This window comes from Serratia sp. CY38905, assembly GCF_052168875.1.
GTDB classification, from domain to species: Bacteria; Pseudomonadota; Gammaproteobacteria; order Enterobacterales; family Enterobacteriaceae; genus Serratia; species Serratia sarumanii.
The window spans coordinates 421,233-438,157 of sequence record NZ_JBJNLV010000001.1 but is presented as its reverse complement, the minus strand read 5'-3'; the positions used below and the strand labels follow the sequence as shown (position 1 = coordinate 438,157).

Genomic DNA, 16,925 nt, shown 5'->3' with positions numbered 1-16,925 from the left:
GAAAAACGCCCTAAAAATCCGAAAATAGCCGCCGCAGGGTGGCTATTTTTTTGTGCGCGTGGATGATAGTCCTGCTTTTTTATCCGTTGAAAAGCGGTTAGTTTAATCACATAAACAGTTATTCGGCGCCCGCAGGGCGAAACGGCCTTTCTGTTTGTATACTGAAACTATATGCAGTTTTTGACGTTTTTTTTGTGAGCATACAGGGGGCAAGGGATGTTGCTTAAAAAGGGAAACTCTCTACGACGTTTGGCGCTGAGTGGCGCTATCGCCTGTAGTCTTGTGTCGTCGTTTTCCGCATCGGCCACCGTCCCGGCGTTGCCGGTGGCATCAGCAGGCATGTCCGTTGCGCAGAGCCGTTCTGAACTGCTGGCCGCGTTGCCGCGCGGCATGGATTTGCACTACCTGTCCACGCTGGCGCCGCTGTATGCGGCGAATCACATGCAGCCGATGTGGCAGGATCGCGAAGCCGTTCAGCAATTTCAGCAGCAGCTGGCCGAGCTGGCGATGTCCGGCGTGCAGCCGCAGTTCACCCAATGGGTGAAGATGTTGACCGATCCGGCGCTCAGTGAAGCGGGCCGCGATGCGGTGCTGTCCGATGCGATGCTGGGCTATTTGCAGTTCGTCTCCGCCATCGGTGCCAACGGCAACAACTGGCTGTACAGCAATATTCCCTACAAGCTTGGCTTGCCGCCCACCGCGGTGATCAACCAATGGCAGCTGGCGGTGCGCCAGGCGCGTACTCTGAGCTACGTGAATTCGCTCGCGCCGCAGCATCCGCAATACGCCAAGATGCATCAGGCGCTGCGCGACATGCTGGCGGATAATCGTCCCTGGCCGCAGGTGGGCAGCGGCCCGAGCCTGCGTCCAGGCCAAATGAGCAATGATATTCCGGCGCTGCGTGAGATCCTGACGCGCACCGGTATGCTCGCCGCCTCGGCGCCGGAAGCGGATCCGGAACCGGCGGTGGTCTCGGCGAAGATCAATGAGCCCGACGACGGCGGGCTGACGGTAGACGAAGAGAAAAGCCGCGTGACGGTCAGTCCATCGGCAGCGCCGGTGACGGAGCTGACCGCGGAACAGACGCCGCCGCAGATTGGCAGCGTGGTGAGCGATAACCTCTATACCGACGAACTGGTGTAGGGCGTCAAGCGCTTCCAGAAATGGCAAGGGCTGACGGCGGATGGTGTGATCGGCGTGCGCACCCGCGAGTGGCTCAACGTGTCACCGAAAACCCGCGCCGCGCTGCTGGCGCTGAATATCCAGCGCCTGCGGATCCTGCCGGGGCATGTCGGCACCGGCATCATGGTGAACATTCCCAACTATTCGCTGACCTACTACCAGAACGGCAATGAGGTGCTGTCTTCCCGCGTTATCGTCGGGCGGCCGAGCCGCAAGACGCCGCTGATGAGCAGCGCGTTGAATAACGTGGTGGTCAACCCGCCGTGGAACGTGCCGACTACCCTGGTGCGTGAGGACATCGTGCCGAAGGCGATGCGTGACGGTAACTACTTCCAGAAACACGGCTATACCGTGCTGTCGGGCTGGAGTAACGATGCGGAAGTGATCAACCCGGCGATGATCGACTGGAGCATGGTCTCTGCGCGCAACTTCCCGTATCGCGTGCGTCAGGCGCCGGGCGCCACCAACTCGCTGGGGCGCTTCAAGTTCAATATGCCGAGCTCGGACGCCATCTACCTGCACGATACCCCGAACCACAGCCTGTTCCAGAAAGACATCCGCGCGCTCAGCTCCGGCTGCGTGCGGGTGAACAAGGCTTCCGATTTGGCGAATATGCTGCTGCAGGACGCCGGCTGGAACAACAGCCGCGTGTCTTCCACGCTGAAAGAAGGGAATACCACTTATGTGAATATTCGCCAGCGTATTCCCGTAAAACTGTATTATCTGACCGCCTGGGTTTCGGATGACGGCCAACCGCAATTCCGTACAGATATTTACAATTATGATAATACGGTGCGATCGGGCGCACAAATTTTGGCTCAGGCCAAAAAATTAATGCAGTAAATGCAGTAATTATAAATAAATAACGGTCAGAATGTTTGGCTATACCGCAGGCCCTCGTAGCCGGGGGCCTGTAAACCTAGGCGTATCGCGGGTTGACTCAGCATACGCAGGCGGTTATGGTTCGGACAGTGCGCTGCTTTGTGCATTTATTTTGACATTCTTGCCGGGTTTAACAGAGTCATGGACAAAATTGATCATCACCGCCGTAAATGGCTGGCGCTAGGTGGCGCCGCTATGGGCATAGCGCTGCTTCCAGGGCAAGCGTTTGCCAGTATTTCCACCGCTCGACCGCGTATTTTAGTGTTGAATAACCTGAATACCGGTGAATCTATTAAAGCCGAGTTCTTTGACGGCAAAGGTTACAATAAAGAAGAGTTGGTGCGGCTAAATCATCTGTTCCGCGATTATCGCGCCAACAAGGTTAAATCGATCGATCCCCGCTTGTTTGATCACCTCTATCGTCTGCAGGGGCTGCTGGGCACCAGCAAGCCGGTGCAGCTGATCTCCGGATACCGTTCCGTAGACACCAACAACGAACTGCGTGCGCATAGCCGCGGCGTGGCTAAGCACAGCTACCACACCAAAGGCCAGGCGATGGATTTCCACATCGAAGGTATCCAATTGAGCAATATCCGCAAAGCGGCGTTAAAAATGCGCGCCGGTGGTGTAGGATATTACCCACGTAGCAACTTCGTACACATCGATACCGGCCCGGTTCGGACCTGGTAATCGCTGTGCCGTCAGTGAATAACGCCGCCCCTTGCGGAAGCGGCGTTATTGTCATTGGAGCCTTATGAAATACCATCTTATTCCCGTTACCGCCTTTAGCCAGAACTGCAGTCTGATTTGGTGTGAAAACACGCAGCAGGCGGCGTTGGTCGATCCCGGCGGTGAAGCGGAAAAAATCAAAGCGGAAGTCGCGCGTCAGGGGGTGACGGTCACCCAGATTTTGCTGACGCACGGCCATTTGGATCATGTCGGCGCGGCGGCGGAGCTGGCGGACCATTATCAGGTGCCAATCTATGGCCCGGATAAAGAAGACGCGTTTTGGCTGGACGGTTTGCCGGCGCAGAGCCGGATGTTTGGGCTGGAAGAGTGCGCGCCGCTGACGCCGACCCGCTGGCTGTCGGAAGGCGATGAGATGCAGGTGGGCGAGATGACGCTCAAGGTGTTGCATTGCCCTGGGCACACGCCGGGCCACATCGTCTTTATTAATGAGCAGGCGCGTTTGGCGCTGGTGGGCGACGTGCTGTTTAACGGTGGCGTGGGGCGCAGCGACTTCCCGCGCGGTGACCATCAGGCGCTGATCGCCTCTATTCGCACCAAACTGCTGCCGTTGGGCGACGACATGCGCTTTATTCCCGGCCACGGCCCGATGTCGACCTTCGGCCACGAGCGCCAGACCAACCCGTTCCTGCGCGAAGAGCCGGCGGTGTGGTAACGATTATTTCCCGGCAGAAATAATCAAGGGCGCATAGAGCGCCCTTTTTTACGATTTATGACCCGCGTCGATGCCTTTAGAGCACGGCGACGATGGCTTCACACAGCGGCGCCATGTTGTCCGGCGTCATGCCGGCCACGTTTACCCGGCCCGAGTTCACGGCGTAGACGCCGAACTCTTCGCGCAGACGCAGCACCTGTTCTTTGGTCAGGCCGCTGAACGAGAACATGCCGTTCTGTTGGATGATGAAGCTGAAGTCCTGCTGCGCGCCTTTCTCCTGCAGGGTGTTCACGAACAGCTGACGCATGCGGTGAATACGCTGGCGCATGTCGGTCAGTTCCTGCTCCCACATCGCGCGCAGCGCATCGTTGCCCAGAATGGTGGCGACAACCGCCGCGCCGTGTGACGGCGGGTTGGAGTAGTTGGCGCGAATGGCCGCTTTCACCTGGCTGAAGGCGCGATCGGCGGTTTCGGCATCGGCAGCCACAAGGGTGCAAGCGCCGACGCGCTCATTGTACAGGCCGAAGTTTTTCGAGTAGGAGCTGGCAACGATCAGCTCTTGATGTTTGGCGGCGAAAATACGCAGGCCCTGCGCATCTTCTTCCAGACCGTTGGCGAAGCCCTGGTAGGCGAAATCGAACAGCGGCAGCCAGCCATTGGCGACGGAAAGCTCAGCCAGCTGTGCCCACTGTTCCGCCGTTGGATCGATACCTGTCGGGTTATGGCAGCAGCCGTGGAACAGCACCACATCACCGGCCTGCGCCTGTTTCAGGCTGTTCAGCAGGCCGTCAAAGTCCAACGCGTGGTTGGCGGCGTCGTAGTAGGCGTACTCCAGCACTTCCAGGCCTACGGCGCTAAAGACGTTCTTGTGGTTTGGCCAGCTTGGGTTGCTGATCCAGATGCGCTTGGCGCTGGTCTGGTTGGCGATAAAGTCTGCCGCCACGCGCAGGCCGCCGGTGCCGCCGGGCGTCTGTGCGGTACGCGCGCGCCGCGCGGTAACGATCGGGCTCTCTTTGCCGAACAGCAGCTCTTGCGTGCAGCTGGCGAACGCCGGGATGCCTTCAATGCCGAGATAGTTTTTGGTGGTCTCGTTTTCCAGCAGATACTGTTCAGCTTTTTTTACGCTGGTCAGCACCGGCGTTTTGCCGGTTTCGTCTTTATAAACGCCAATCCCTAAATTGATTTTATTCGGGCGGGCGTCGGCGCGGAAAATGTCGGTCAGGCCCAGGATCGGGTCGGCGGGTGCGGCGGTGATTTTTTCAAACATGTCAGGTGCTTCCAAATCTCGGAGTTAAGCAGACAGAAGCATCAGGGTAGCGCCAGTTATCGGCTTTGCCAACCGTTTGCGATAAAAACACCGCGATCTTGTGAACGGGAAGGATTCGACAGAAAAAATGATGGGGAAGGGGAAATCTGCAGGATAAAACGTTACCGGGAGAAACAAATAAAAACAGGGCCGAAGCCCTGTTTTTTAACTTAGCCGACGGTAAACCGCCGTTAAGCGAGACAACTTAGAACTGGTACACCAGACCAACGGCTACGATATCGTCGGTAGCGGTGCCGGTTGCTTTGGTGAACTCGTTGTCATCCAGCAGGTTGATTTTGTAATCAACGTAGGTGGACATGTTTTTGTTGAAGTAGTAAGTGGTACCAACAGAAACATATTTAACCAGATCCTGGTCAGAGCTTACGCCTGGGACGTTCAGGTTCTTGCCTTTAGACTGCAGGTAAGACACTTCTGGACGCAGACCGAAGTCGAACTGGTACTGAGCAGTGACTTCGAAGTTCTGAGTTTTGCTCGCGAAGCCACCGCACTTGTCATCGGTAGCTGCACAGCCTGCACCGAAGTTACCGCCGCCGAACGGAGTCATGTTGCGGGTTTCTGCGTACATCGCCGCCAGGTAAACGTTGTTGGCGTCGTATTTCGCACCCACGGTCCATGCGTCAGCCTTGTCGCCACGTTCGTTGGAACGCAGTTTCTGGTCGTCGGTACGGTTGGAAGAAGCGTATGCAGCGCCGAAGCTTACGCCTTCGCCGATGTCATAAGTAGAGGAGATGCCCCAGCCGTCGCCGTTTTGTTTCTTGATGTCGCGATCGTCGTTCTGGTTCTTGCCCTGGTATTGCAGAGCGAAGTTCAGACCGTCAACCAGACCGAAGAAGTTGTTGTTACGATAGGTCGCAACGCCGTTGGTACGGCCGGTCATGAAGTTGTCGGAGTAGGTGTAGGTATCGCCACCGAACTCTGGCAGCATATCGGTCCAGCCTTCCACGTCGTACAGTACGCCGTAGTTACGGCCGTAGTCGAAGGAGCCGTAGTCAGCGAATTTCAGACCGGCAAAGCCCAGACGGGTTTTGGTGCCTTCGGTGCCCTGAGATTCGGCGTGGTTGGACTGAACGTTGTATTCCCACTGGCCGTAACCGGTCAGTTGGTCAGTAATCTGGGTTTCACCTTTGAAGCCGAAACGAACATAGGTCTGATCGCCGTCATTGCCTTTGTCGTCGGAGAAGTAGTGCAGACCGTCAACTTTGCCGTACAGATCCAGCTTGTTGCCGTCTTTGTTGTAGATTTCAGCTGCGTTTGCTGCACCAGCAGCCAACAGAGCCGGGATAACCACTGCAAGAATGTTGCGCTTCATCATTATTACCCTCATTGGTGTTATTCGGACACCTTTGCCACTGCCGCCAATAATTCTTTGGGAACTATTGTTGATAGATTGGTGTCGTCCTGTGTCTGAACGCAGTGTTCCATTCACAGGCGGGTTAATCTAGGACGAAAATGATACCAATGTCCCAATCAGGTTGCAAAAGGAAAGTATGTGTAACTAAATGTAATTTTTCGGGAACTTTGTGATGTGCGTCAATATTAAAAAATGCGAAAGGCCAGCGAGGCTGGCCTTTGTTTTGTAACGAAATCGTTTAAAAAACGTTTGATCGTATGAATTAGAAGCTTGCGTTACGTGGTGTGCGTGGGAACGGAATCACATCGCGCACGTTTTGCACGCCGGTGACATAGGCGATTAAACGTTCAAAACCCAGGCCGAAACCGGAATGCGGCACGGTGCCGTAGCGGCGCAGATCGCGATACCACCAGTAGTCTTCTTTATTCAGGCCCATCTCTTCCAGACGTTGATCGAGCATGTCGAGGCGTTCTTCACGCTGCGAACCGCCGATGATTTCACCGATGCCCGGTGCCAGCACGTCCATGGCCGCAACGGTTTTACCGTCTTCGTTCATGCGCATATAGAACGCTTTGATGTCTTTCGGGTAGTTCTTCACCACCACCGGCGCCTGGAAGTGTTTCTCCGCCAGATAACGTTCATGTTCGGAAGAGAGATCGATGCCCCAGGAAACCGGGTTTTCGAAGGTTTGGCCAGAGGCCAGCAGGATCTCAATGGCGTCGGTGTAGTCCACCTGGGCGAAATCGGAAGAGACGAAGCGCTCCAGACGAGAGATTGCGTCTTTATCCACGCGTTCGGCGAAGAATTTCAGATCGTCTGCACGTTCATCCAGCACCGCCTGGAACACATACTTCAGCATGCTTTCGGCCAGGCCGGCGACATCGTCCAGCGTCGCGAAGGCCACTTCCGGCTCGATCATCCAGAACTCCGCCAGGTGGCGGCTGGTGTTGGAGTTTTCGGCACGGAAGGTTGGGCCGAAGGTGTATACCTTGGACAGCGCACAGGCGTAAGTTTCGCCGTTCAGCTGGCCGGAAACGGTGAGGAAGGCTTCCTTACCGAAGAAGTCCTGGCTGAAATCGACGGCGCCCTTGTCGGTGCGCGGCAGGTTTTCCAGATCCAGCGTGGACACGCGGAACATTTCGCCGGCGCCTTCGGTGTCGGAGGCGGTGATCAGCGGGGTGGACACCCAGAAATAACCATTTTCATGGAAGAAGCGGTGGATCGCCTGCGCCAGGGTATGACGCACGCGCGCCACGGCGCCGATCAGATTGGTGCGCGGGCGCAGGTGGGCCACTTCGCGCAGGTATTCGATGCTGTGGCGTTTGGCCGCCATTGGGTAAGTATCCGGATCGTCGACCCAGCCGACCACGTTGATCGCGGTGGCCTGCAGCTCAAAGCTCTGGCCTTCGCCCGGTGAGGCGACGACCTTGCCGGTAACTTCAACTGAGCAACCGGTGGTCAGGTGCAGCACTTCATCCTGATAATTCGGCAGAGAATTATTAACGACGGCCTGTAACGGATCAAAGCAGGAACCGTCATAGACGGCCAGGAAGGAGATACCAGCTTTTGAATCTCTCCGGGTACGTACCCAGCCGCGTACGGTGACTTCACTGTCAACCGCAGCACGACCTTGCAGTACGTCGACTACAGGCACTACGCTCATAGATTTCTCTCTTTAATAATTTGGTTTAGAAATAGCTTACAACCCAAGAATATGGGGGTAATGGCTATGTTACTTGCCGCGGTGCAGAGCACAAGCAGAAATCATCGGATTGGCGCAACATTTATCGTGGCTGGCTGAAAAGAGGGCGGTCGGGATAAAAACAAAAAAGCCGGCGCCTGAACCGGGCCGGCTTTCTCTCTATATATAGAAGGCTCAGCTGGCTTTCTTCACCAGCGGCAGATCGAAGGCCTTGCGCAGGGCCCTGACGAACGCCTGATCCTGGCAAATGGTTTTGCCGGGGCTGTCGGAGAGCTTGGCCACCGGCTTGCCTTTGCACTCGACCAGCTTGATCACGATATTCAGCGGTTTGACGCCGGGAATATCGCAGGTCAGGCGCGTGCCGATGCCGAAGCCGAGATTGATGCGCTGGTAGAAATGGCGATAGAGCGCCAGCGCTTTTTCCAGATCCAGGTTGTCCGAGAACACCAGCGTTTTGCTCATCGGATCGATGCCCAGCTTTTGATAATGGGCAATGGCCTTTTCACCCCACTCGACGGGATCGCCAGAATCGTGGCGCAGCCCCTGATAACGTTCGGCGAACTGCGGGCCGAAGTCGCGCAGGAAGGCATCCATGGTGATACAGTCGGTGAGCGCGATGCCAAGCTGATCCGGGTATTCATCCAACCAGGCTTGCAAGGCGGCGCGCTGGCTGTTGGCCAGCACCGGGCTTATTTGCTGATGCGCCTGGAACCACTCATGCGCCTGAGTGCCGACCGGCGCCAGGCTGAGCTGATGCGCCAGATCGTAATTGCTGGTGCCCGACAGGTACGGGAATTCGGCCTGCAAGGTGCTGACGATGGCCTGTTGCACGCCCTGAGAGAAACGGCGACGGGTGCCGAAGTCCATCAGCTTGAAGCGCGAAAGATCCAGATCGCCCGCCAGCGTCTTGAACTGAGCCAGCTTGGTTTGCAGATGCGCCACCGCCTGTTCCGGCGTCGCCAGCGGAGAGCGCCGACGGTGCACCACTTCGCTGATCACCGCCAGCAACGGCACTTCCCACATGATCACTTCACGCCAGGGGCCGGCGATGCGGATTTGCAGCTTGCCGTCGCGGTTGTCTATGGTGACCTGCTGCGGATCGTAGCGGAACGTTCGCAGCCAGCTCAGGTAATCCTGACGGAAGAAGGGCAGGCCCGAAAGATAAGCGAATTCGGCATCGGTCAGCGCCAGCCGGCTCATCAACGCCACCTGCGCGCGGATCTCGTCGGCATATTCGCCCAGCAGTTCGTCGCCGCGGCAGCGGAATTCCGCCGCCACGCTGATCGCGGGATAGCGATGGAACACTGCTTGCTGCATATGAAGCTTATAAGCATCGGTATCAAGCAGTGATGTCAAAATCGGGGAAGCGTATTGAGTCATAGCGCGTTACAGCATCCTCGTCAGGCGCGTGTCCAAATCCGGATAATCATAAAAGTGGGGGTGGAGTATACCCGGATTATCCTGTTATTGAAGCTGCATCACACCATAAATCACCAAAGCGGGTCGAGGATTAAACGTGCCTTTATGGCGGCCTGATAGCGGCGGGGAGGAAAAAAAGCCAGATATGCCTGTAAGGTGAATGACTTAGCCTAATTAGTCATAAAAATTATAATGTTAATTATTTTAAACAGCGAATCAGATATAGCCGGTCTGGGTATGCACGCTGACCCGATCCTTGCCGTTCTTTTTGCAAAAATAGAGCGCTTCGTCCGCCTGTTTGATCGCCGCCTGCAGCGCGGTGAATGCGTTGACCGGCGCAATGCCGCAGCTGGTGGTGAAACGCACTTGCCGTCCATCGGCCAGATTTAGCGTCAGGCGAAGAGTGCGGGCACGCAATTGCTCCATGATGTCCCGCGCGTTGTCCAACGAACAGTTGCCCAGCAGCACCGCGAACTCTTCGCCGCCGTAGCGGCAGAAGATGTCGCTGGCGCGGAACGCGCGTTGCAGCAGGTGGCCGAATGCCACCAGCGCCCGGTCGCCCACGTCGTGGCCGTAGCTGTCGTTGAGCTGTTTGAAGTTGTCGATGTCGATCAGGCAAAAGGCCTGCGGGTAGCTGCCGTCGCCCAGCAGCTGACATTCAAGGAAGAATTTACGGCGGTTGTAAATATTGGTAAGCGGATCGAGGAAAGAAGAGGCCTCGAGCTCTTTAATCAGCAGTTGTTTCTCGCTTTCCAGCGAGACCTTGTCCAACTGGTATTGCCTGAGCTGCTGAATGGCGTCGCTGATGGCGATCAATTCCTGGCTGTAGAAGGCGTCGTTGCGATCGATATTTATCTCGCCGCGCGACAGCCGCACGATATTGTTGTGGGTCTTGGTCAGCCAGCGGTTGATGCTGGTGCAGAACACCAGCGCCGGCAAAATGAACAGCAACACCACCAGGCCGGCGAGTGCGATCATGCCGTAAATGGTCGTCTGGCTGTCGTAAATCTTGTGGCGCGACGCGAGGGTTTCCAGTTCGAAGCTGCGTTGATACAGCGCCTGCGACAGCCCGCTCACATCGTCGACATAGCGCGAAATAAGCGCGGTGGGGTAGGGCTGATGGGTATCGATAGCGGTGTACAGCCCATGGGTAATCTGTTGGAGGCGCTCAGCGGAAACCTGGGCGAGCAATGCATTGACGATGTTGGTGATTTGTCCATCGTCGTAGTTGATCTTCATGAAGATCAATCGGGTGCTCAGCGCGTTCAGTACGCCGGTCAGCTGAATGGACTTCAGGTAGGCGTCTTTGCGAACGAGCGGTCTGACGTTGACGTCGATAATCTGATCGCTCAATTCCGTCAGTGACATATTCAGCCGGTTATTAAGGCGGATGGCCTCGAGAAACATAAAAGAGTCGGTATCCACCATCCGGGTATCGTAGGTGTAGCGGTAATAGCTCTTACTGGTTTGCGAGATGTAATAGGCGCTGTTGATGTTGAACAGATTGGCGTTGGTGTTATTGACCTGCGAAAGCTGCAGGTTGTCATTATCCAGCAGCTGTTCCATCAGGCTGATCATCGACAGCGCGGCGATTTTTTGCCGAACCCCGAGCTGTCTGGCGACCTCATCGTCCAGATGTTCGCGGATGCGGGTAATTCTTTCGCGCGCCGCCCGATCGGCGGCCAAACATTGCGCTCGGGTGATTTGCGGATCGATCAGGCTCAAGCGTTTGAGGCGGTGCGCCTGCAAGGCAGCCTGAAAGGCTTCGGAGATTTCTTTGGCGCGATCAATTTTGTACAGATTGAGTTGGTTATCGCGGTAGTCGGTATGGGCTTCGAGCAGCTCATCGACGATGAACAGAGAGAAGGAAGTCATCAGGCACAGGGTAAAAAAATAGATTGCGTATTTAATTTTCATAGTGCGAGTCATCCTGAGCCTGATGCCGCAATTATACCACCATGCCGCCTGCGTCGCCTCAACTATGCCGGCGCCCTCCGGTGGCGGTTTTTTAGCATTAAATGCTGATTTTTATTTAGCCATTGGTCACCTGCGCTATCGCCTGGCGGGCGATTTATGATTTGCCTCTGATTTCTCTCTCGTGGTCGCCCGGCGGCTCTGGGCTTTTCGGCCAGCTGTGATACAGTTTATTCACAATTCAGGCCCACCGCGCGCCGCAGGGGAACACTCCGGCTGCGGTACGAAGCAGAAGAGCGGCCTGGCACCTATAACTCACCGAGACGTTTAAGGGTTTTTATGACACAACAGCCACAGGCAAAATACCGCCACGATTATCGCGCGCCCGATTACACCACGACCGATATCGATTTGGACTTCAGTCTGGACGCGGAAACCACGCGCGTGACCGCCGTCAGTAAAATCAAACGTCAGGGCGCGGCCGGCGCACCGCTGGTGCTGGATGGCGAAGATCTGACGCTGGTGAGCATTCAGGTGGACGGCCAACCGTGGAGCGCCTACCGCCAGCAGGATAACCAACTGATCATCGAAGCGTTGCCGGCACAATTCACTCTTACCATCGTCAACGACATTCACCCGGCGAAAAACACTGCGCTGGAAGGGCTGTACCTGTCCGGCGATGCGCTGTGCACGCAATGCGAAGCCGAAGGTTTCCACCACATTACCTATTATCAGGATCGCCCGGACGTGCTGGCGCGCTTTACCACTCGCATCGAGGCCGACAAGGCGCGCTATCCGTTCCTGCTGTCGAACGGCAACCGCATCGGCCAGGGCGAATTGGCCGATGGCCGCCACTGGGTGCAATGGCAGGATCCGTTCCCGAAACCTTGCTACCTGTTCGCGCTGGTGGCGGGAGACTTCGACGTGCTGCGCGACAGCTTCACCACCCGTTCCGGCCGTAAGGTCGCGCTGGAGCTGTTCGTCGATCGCGGCAACCTGGATCGCGCCGACTGGGCGATGACGTCGTTGAAGAACTCGATGAAGTGGGACGAGACCCGCTTCGGCCTGGAATACGATCTCGACATTTATATGATTGTGGCGGTCGATTTCTTCAATATGGGCGCGATGGAGAACAAAGGGTTAAACATCTTTAACTCCAAATACGTGCTGGCGAAGGCGGAAACCGCCACCGACAAGGATTACCTGAACATTGAAGCGGTGATCGGCCACGAATACTTCCACAATTGGACCGGTAACCGCGTAACCTGCCGCGACTGGTTCCAGCTCAGCCTGAAAGAGGGGCTGACGGTATTCCGCGACCAGGAGTTCAGTTCCGATCTGGGATCGCGTTCGGTCAACCGCATCGACAACGTGCGCGTGATGCGCGGCGCGCAGTTCGCCGAAGACGCCAGCCCGATGGCGCACGCCATCCGCCCGGACAAAGTGATCGAGATGAACAACTTCTACACCCTGACGGTGTATGAAAAGGGTTCCGAAGTGATCCGCATGATGCACACCTTGCTGGGGGAGGAGAACTTCCAGAAAGGGATGCAGCTCTATTTCGAACGCCACGACGGCAGCGCCGCCACCTGCGACGATTTCGTGCAGGCGATGGAGGACGCGTCCAACGTCGATCTGTCGCGCTTCCGCCGTTGGTATAGCCAGTCCGGCACGCCGCTGTTGACGGTGCGCGACGATTACGACGCGGAAACCCAGCAGTATCGTCTGCACGTCAGCCAGCAAACCGCGCCGACCGCCGAGCAGCCGGAGAAATTGCCTCTGCATATCCCGCTGGATATCGAACTGTACGACAGCGAAGGCAACGTCATTCCACTGCAAAAGGGCGGCCTGCCGGTCAATAACGTGCTGAACGTCACCGAAGCGGAGCAAACCTTCGTGTTCGACGGCGTGGCGCATAAGCCGGTGCCGTCGCTGCTGCGCGAATTCTCCGCGCCGGTGAAGCTGGACTATCCGTACAGCGATCAGCAGCTGACCTTCCTGATGCAGCACGCGCGCAATGAATTTGCGCGTTGGGATGCGGCGCAGAGCCTGCTGGCGACCTATATCAAGCTGAACGTGGCGCGGCACCAGCAGAAGCAGCCGCTGTCGCTGCCGCTGCACGTGGCCGATGCGTTCCGCGCAGTGCTGCTGGACGAAAAACTGGATCCGGCGCTGGCGGCGCAGATCCTGACGTTGCCGTCGGAGAACGAAATCGCCGAGCTGTTCGCCACCATCGATCCGGAAGCGATCGCCGCGGTGCATGAAGCGATCGTTCGCTGCCTGGCGCGGGAGCTGGCCGATGAGTGGCTGGCGGTATATCACGCCAACAAGACCGACGGCTACCGCGTGGAGCACGCCGAGATCGCCAAGCGCGCCTTGCGTAATGTGTGCCTGGGCTATCTGGCGTTCGGCGAAGATGTGGCGCTGGCGGATCAGCTGGTGAGCGAACAGTATCGCCAGGCGGACAACATGACCGACTCGCTGGCGGCGCTGTCTGCTGCGGTCGCGGCCCAGCTGCCGTGCCGCGATGCGCTGCTGGCGGCGTTCGACGAGCGCTGGCATCAGGATGGCCTGGTGATGGATAAATGGTTCGTGCTGCAGGGCAGCAGCCCGGCGGCAGACGTGCTGAGCAAGGTGCGCGCGCTGCTGCAACACCGTTCGTTCAGCCTGAGCAACCCGAACCGCACCCGTTCGCTGATCGGCGGCTTCGCTTCCGGCAACCCGGCGGCGTTCCATGCCGCGGACGGCAGCGGCTATCAGTTCCTGGCGGAGATCCTCAGCGATCTCAACCAGCGCAACCCGCAGATCGCCGCGCGCCTGATTGAACCGCTGATTCGCCTGAAGCGTTACGACGCGGGCCGCCAGGCGCTGATGCGCAAGGCGCTGGAACAGCTGAAAGGATTGGAAAACCTGTCCGGCGATCTGTACGAGAAGATCAGCAAGGCGCTCGACGCCTGATCTTTTCGCGCTGAATAGATCAAGGGACGGCCTGCGCCGTCCCTTTTTTCATCCCTTCAATTCGCCGCCCGACGGCCGCTGGCCGCTGTGGCCGGCGGTGATAACACCCGCTCCAGCACTTCGGCCTCCAGTTCCGCCAGCCGGGCCGAGCCTTTGCGGCGCGGCCGCGGCAGATCGAGAGTCAGATCCAGCCCGATGCGCCCCTCTTCGATCAGGATCACCCGATCCGCCAGCGCGATGGCTTCGCTGACGTCGTGCGTGACCAGCAGTACGGTAAAACCGTGCTGTTGCCACAGCGTTTCTATCAGCCCCTGCATCTCGATGCGCGTCAGGGCATCCAACGCCCCGAGCGGTTCGTCCAGCAGCAGCAGGCGAGGGCGGTGGATCAGCGCGCGCGCCAGGGCGACCCGCTGCTTTTGCCCGCCGGACAGCGCCGCCGGCCAGTCGCGGGCGCGATCCGCCAAGCCGACCGCGTCCAGCGCCTGCAGCGCCGCATCGCGCCACTGGCCGCGCAGCCCCAGGCCCACGTTGTCGATCACCGTTTTCCACGGCAGCAGGCGCGCATCCTGAAACATCAGCCGGGTATCCTCTTTAGCGGCGGCAAGCGGCGCGTTGCCGCTGAGCAGCGCGCCGCTGCTGGGCTGTTCCAGGCCGGCCAACAGGCGCAGCAGGGTACTCTTGCCGCAGCCGCTGCGGCCGACCACCGCCACGAACTGCCCGGCGGAAATGCGCAGCTGAATATTGTCCAGCACGGTGCGGTTGCCGTAACCTTTGCCGATGGACTCCAGCGTCACCGGCGTGCCTTGCGCAAGGCGAGCGGGAAGGGTCATAGCGCTTCTCCCTGTTTCAGTTGATAGGCCGGATGCCAGCGCAACCAGACGCGCTCCAGCAGTTGCGCGCCCACGTCCGCCAGCTTGCCGAGCAGGGCGTACAGCACGATCGCCACCACCACCACGTCGGTTTGCAGGAATTCACGCGCGTTCATCGCCAGGTAGCCGATGCCCGAATTGGCCGAAATGGTTTCGGCGACGATCAGCGTCAGCCACATGAAGCCGAGAGCGAAACGCACGCCGACCATAATCGACGGCAGCGCGCCCGGCAGCACCACCTGCGTAAACAGGCGGAAACCGCTCAGGCCGTAGCTGCGGGCCATCTCCAACAGGCCGCGATCGATGTTCTTGATGCCGTGATAGGTATTGAGATAAATCGGGAACAGCGTACCGAGCGCCACCAGAAAGATCTTGGCGGATTCATCGATGCCGAACCACAGGATCACCAGCGGGATCAGCGCCAGGTGCGGCACGTTGCGAATCATTTGCACCGAGCTGTCCAGCAGGCGTTCGCCCCAGCGCGACAGCCCGGTAATAAAGCCGAGGATCAGCCCGATGCTGCCGCCGATGGCAAAGCCGATCAGCGCGCGCTGGCTGCTGATGCTCAGGTGCTGCCACAGTTCGCCGCTTTGGCTCAGGCTCCAGAAGGCGGCCAGCACCGCGCTCGGCGCCGGCAAAATGCGGTTGGACAGCCAGCCGGTTTCTACGGCGATCTGCCAGAGGATCACCAGCGCCAGCGGCAGCGCCCAGGGGGCCAGCCGATACAGGATGCGTTGCGCGTTCTTTGCCATCGGGGCGCTCCTCAGCTCTGCGACACTTTTTGCGGAACATAAATGTTGGCCACCACTTCGCCCTGCGGGCGCACCGGCTGAAGGCGCGCGGGCGTTTCCTCCTGCGCCAGATCGAGGTGCGGGAACAGCAGTTCGCCGACGCGGTAGGCCTCTTCCAGATGCGGATAGCCGGAGAGAATAAAGGTGTCGATGCCCAGATCGGCATATTCCTGCATGCGCGCCGCGACCGTCGGGCCATCGCCCACCAGCGCGGTGCCGGCGCCGCCGCGCACCAGGCCGATGCCGGCCCACAGGTTCGGGCTGATCTCCAGGTTGTCCTTCTTGCCGCCGTGCAGCGCCGCCATGCGCCGTTGGCCGACGGAGTCGAAGCGCGCAAAGGCCTGCTGCGCGTCGGCGATGGTTTCCTCATCGAGGTGGGCGATCAGCCGATCGGCGGCGCGCCAGGCCTCTTCGGTGGTTTCCCGCACGATGACATGCAGGCGGATACCGAAGCGTACCTGGCGGCCTTTCGCCGCCGCTTTGGCGCGCACCTCTTCGATTTTCTCTTTAACCTGCGCCGGCGGCTCTCCCCAGGTGAGATACATTTCTACCTGTTCGGCGGCCAGATCCTGCGCGGCGGCGGAGGATCCGCCGAAATAGAGCGGCGGGCGCGGCTGCTGCACCGGCGGGAACAGCAGTTTGGCGCCTTTCACCTGAATGTGCTTGCCGTCGAAATCGACGGTTTCGCCTTCCAGCACCCGGCGCCAGATGTGGGTGAACTCGGTTGAGGCTTCGTAGCGCTCTTCATGATTGAGATGCAACCCCTCCGCCGCCAGCTCTTCCGGATCGCCGCCGGTGACCAGATTGAACAGCGCGCGCCCGTTGGACAGGCGATCCAGCGTCGCCGCCTGGCGCGCCGCCAGCGTAGGGGAGATGATGCCCGGCCGCAGCGCGACCAAAAACTTCAGCCGCCGGGTGACCGGGATCAGCGAGGCGGCCACCAGCCAGGAGTCTTCGCACGAGCGGCCGGTGGGGATCAATACGCCGCCGAATCCCAGCCGATCCGCCGCCTGGGCGATCTGCTGCAAGTAACCGTGATCGACGCTGCGCGCCCCCTGTGCGCTGCCGAGATAGTGGCCATCGCCGTGGGTGGGTAAAAACCAGAAAACGTTCAGGCTCATCGTCAAT

At 58.6% G+C, this 16,925-nt stretch carries 11 protein-coding genes and 1 pseudogene; 4 read left to right on the top strand and 8 right to left on the bottom strand.

Features of this window, described 5'->3' with window-relative positions:
- Positions 1–216: 216 nt before the first annotated feature.
- From ldtD to ACJ8MK_RS02305, 3 genes and pseudogenes are all read left to right on the top strand, one after another.
- A pseudogene (gene ldtD, locus ACJ8MK_RS02315) lies at positions 217–2,025 on the top strand (L,D-transpeptidase).
- 180 nt (positions 2,026–2,205) lie between these two features.
- Positions 2,206–2,754: a YcbK family protein gene (locus ACJ8MK_RS02310; RefSeq protein ID WP_033637866.1), complete on the top strand. Its 549-nt coding sequence runs from the start codon at positions 2,206–2,208 to the stop codon at positions 2,752–2,754.
- 64 nt (positions 2,755–2,818) lie between these two features.
- A complete protein-coding gene (locus ACJ8MK_RS02305) occupies positions 2,819–3,466 on the top strand; it encodes an MBL fold metallo-hydrolase (protein WP_033646596.1) in 648 nt (215 codons plus the stop codon).
- A 76-nt stretch (positions 3,467–3,542) separates the two neighbouring features.
- Here ACJ8MK_RS02305 and ACJ8MK_RS02300 read toward each other — a convergent pair whose 3' ends face one another.
- The 5 genes from ACJ8MK_RS02300 to ACJ8MK_RS02280 all read right to left on the bottom strand — a co-directional run bounded on the left by ACJ8MK_RS02300 (position 3,543) and on the right by ACJ8MK_RS02280 (position 11,182).
- On the bottom strand, positions 3,543–4,733 hold the full coding sequence (locus ACJ8MK_RS02300; protein WP_039566691.1) for an amino acid aminotransferase: 1,191 nt from the start codon (positions 4,731–4,733) through the stop codon (positions 3,543–3,545).
- A 244-nt stretch (positions 4,734–4,977) separates the two neighbouring features.
- Positions 4,978–6,105 carry a porin OmpC gene (ompC, locus tag ACJ8MK_RS02295; RefSeq protein ID WP_043147158.1) on the bottom strand — a complete coding sequence of 376 codons (1,128 nt, stop codon included), beginning with the start codon at positions 6,103–6,105 and terminating at the stop codon, positions 4,978–4,980.
- A 301-nt stretch (positions 6,106–6,406) separates the two neighbouring features.
- Positions 6,407–7,807, bottom strand: a complete 1,401-nt coding sequence (asnS, locus tag ACJ8MK_RS02290; protein WP_033637870.1) for an asparagine--tRNA ligase — start codon at positions 7,805–7,807, stop codon at positions 6,407–6,409.
- A gap of 213 nt (positions 7,808–8,020) precedes the next feature.
- Complete coding sequence (pncB, locus tag ACJ8MK_RS02285; protein ID WP_033654234.1) at positions 8,021–9,226, bottom strand: nicotinate phosphoribosyltransferase; 1,206 nt, start codon at positions 9,224–9,226, stop codon at positions 8,021–8,023.
- A 255-nt stretch (positions 9,227–9,481) separates the two neighbouring features.
- Positions 9,482–11,182 carry a GGDEF domain-containing protein gene (locus ACJ8MK_RS02280; RefSeq protein WP_442517466.1) on the bottom strand — a complete coding sequence of 567 codons (1,701 nt, stop codon included), beginning with the start codon at positions 11,180–11,182 and terminating at the stop codon, positions 9,482–9,484.
- Positions 11,183–11,518: 336 nt separating this feature from the next.
- Between ACJ8MK_RS02280 and pepN the strand changes: the two genes are divergently transcribed.
- Entirely contained in the window at positions 11,519–14,137 is a 2,619-nt protein-coding gene (pepN, locus tag ACJ8MK_RS02275; RefSeq protein ID WP_308333141.1) for an aminopeptidase N, read from the top strand.
- Between the two features lie 56 nt (positions 14,138–14,193).
- Here the strand turns inward: pepN and ssuB are convergent, their stop codons facing one another.
- From ssuB to ssuD, 3 genes are read right to left on the bottom strand one after another with little or no spacing between them, the layout of a single operon-like run.
- Complete coding sequence (ssuB, locus tag ACJ8MK_RS02270) at positions 14,194–14,967, bottom strand: aliphatic sulfonates ABC transporter ATP-binding protein (protein WP_033637874.1); 774 nt, start codon at positions 14,965–14,967, stop codon at positions 14,194–14,196.
- Complete coding sequence (gene ssuC / locus ACJ8MK_RS02265; protein ID WP_033646585.1) at positions 14,964–15,758, bottom strand: aliphatic sulfonate ABC transporter permease SsuC; 795 nt, start codon at positions 15,756–15,758, stop codon at positions 14,964–14,966. The genes ssuB and ssuC overlap by 4 nt, the downstream gene beginning before the upstream one ends.
- Before the next feature lie 11 nt (positions 15,759–15,769).
- Positions 15,770–16,918 (bottom strand): FMNH2-dependent alkanesulfonate monooxygenase, encoded by a 1,149-nt coding sequence (gene ssuD, locus ACJ8MK_RS02260; protein ID WP_049195838.1) that lies wholly within the window; start codon positions 16,916–16,918, stop codon positions 15,770–15,772.
- Between the last annotated feature and the right edge of the window lie 7 nt (positions 16,919–16,925).

Bases quoted from the DNA above. Each gene is read 5' to 3' on its own strand.
- ACJ8MK_RS02310 (WP_033637866.1), top strand. From the start codon at position 2,206: ATGGACAAAATTGATCATCACCGCCGTAAATGGCTGGCGCTAGGTGGC.
- ACJ8MK_RS02305 (WP_033646596.1), top strand. From the start codon at position 2,819: ATGAAATACCATCTTATTCCCGTTACCGCCTTTAGCCAGAACTGCAGT.
- ACJ8MK_RS02300 (WP_039566691.1), bottom strand. From the start codon at position 4,733: ATGTTTGAAAAAATCACCGCCGCACCCGCCGACCCGATCCTGGGCCTG.
- ompC (WP_043147158.1), bottom strand. From the start codon at position 6,105: ATGATGAAGCGCAACATTCTTGCAGTGGTTATCCCGGCTCTGTTGGCT.
- asnS (WP_033637870.1), bottom strand. From the start codon at position 7,807: ATGAGCGTAGTGCCTGTAGTCGACGTACTGCAAGGTCGTGCTGCGGTT.
- pncB (WP_033654234.1), bottom strand. From the start codon at position 9,226: ATGACTCAATACGCTTCCCCGATTTTGACATCACTGCTTGATACCGAT.
- ACJ8MK_RS02280 (WP_442517466.1), bottom strand. From the start codon at position 11,182: ATGAAAATTAAATACGCAATCTATTTTTTTACCCTGTGCCTGATGACT.
- pepN (WP_308333141.1), top strand. From the start codon at position 11,519: ATGACACAACAGCCACAGGCAAAATACCGCCACGATTATCGCGCGCCC.
- ssuB (WP_033637874.1), bottom strand. From the start codon at position 14,967: ATGACCCTTCCCGCTCGCCTTGCGCAAGGCACGCCGGTGACGCTGGAG.
- ssuC (WP_033646585.1), bottom strand. From the start codon at position 15,758: ATGGCAAAGAACGCGCAACGCATCCTGTATCGGCTGGCCCCCTGGGCG.
- ssuD (WP_049195838.1), bottom strand. From the start codon at position 16,918: ATGAGCCTGAACGTTTTCTGGTTTTTACCCACCCACGGCGATGGCCAC.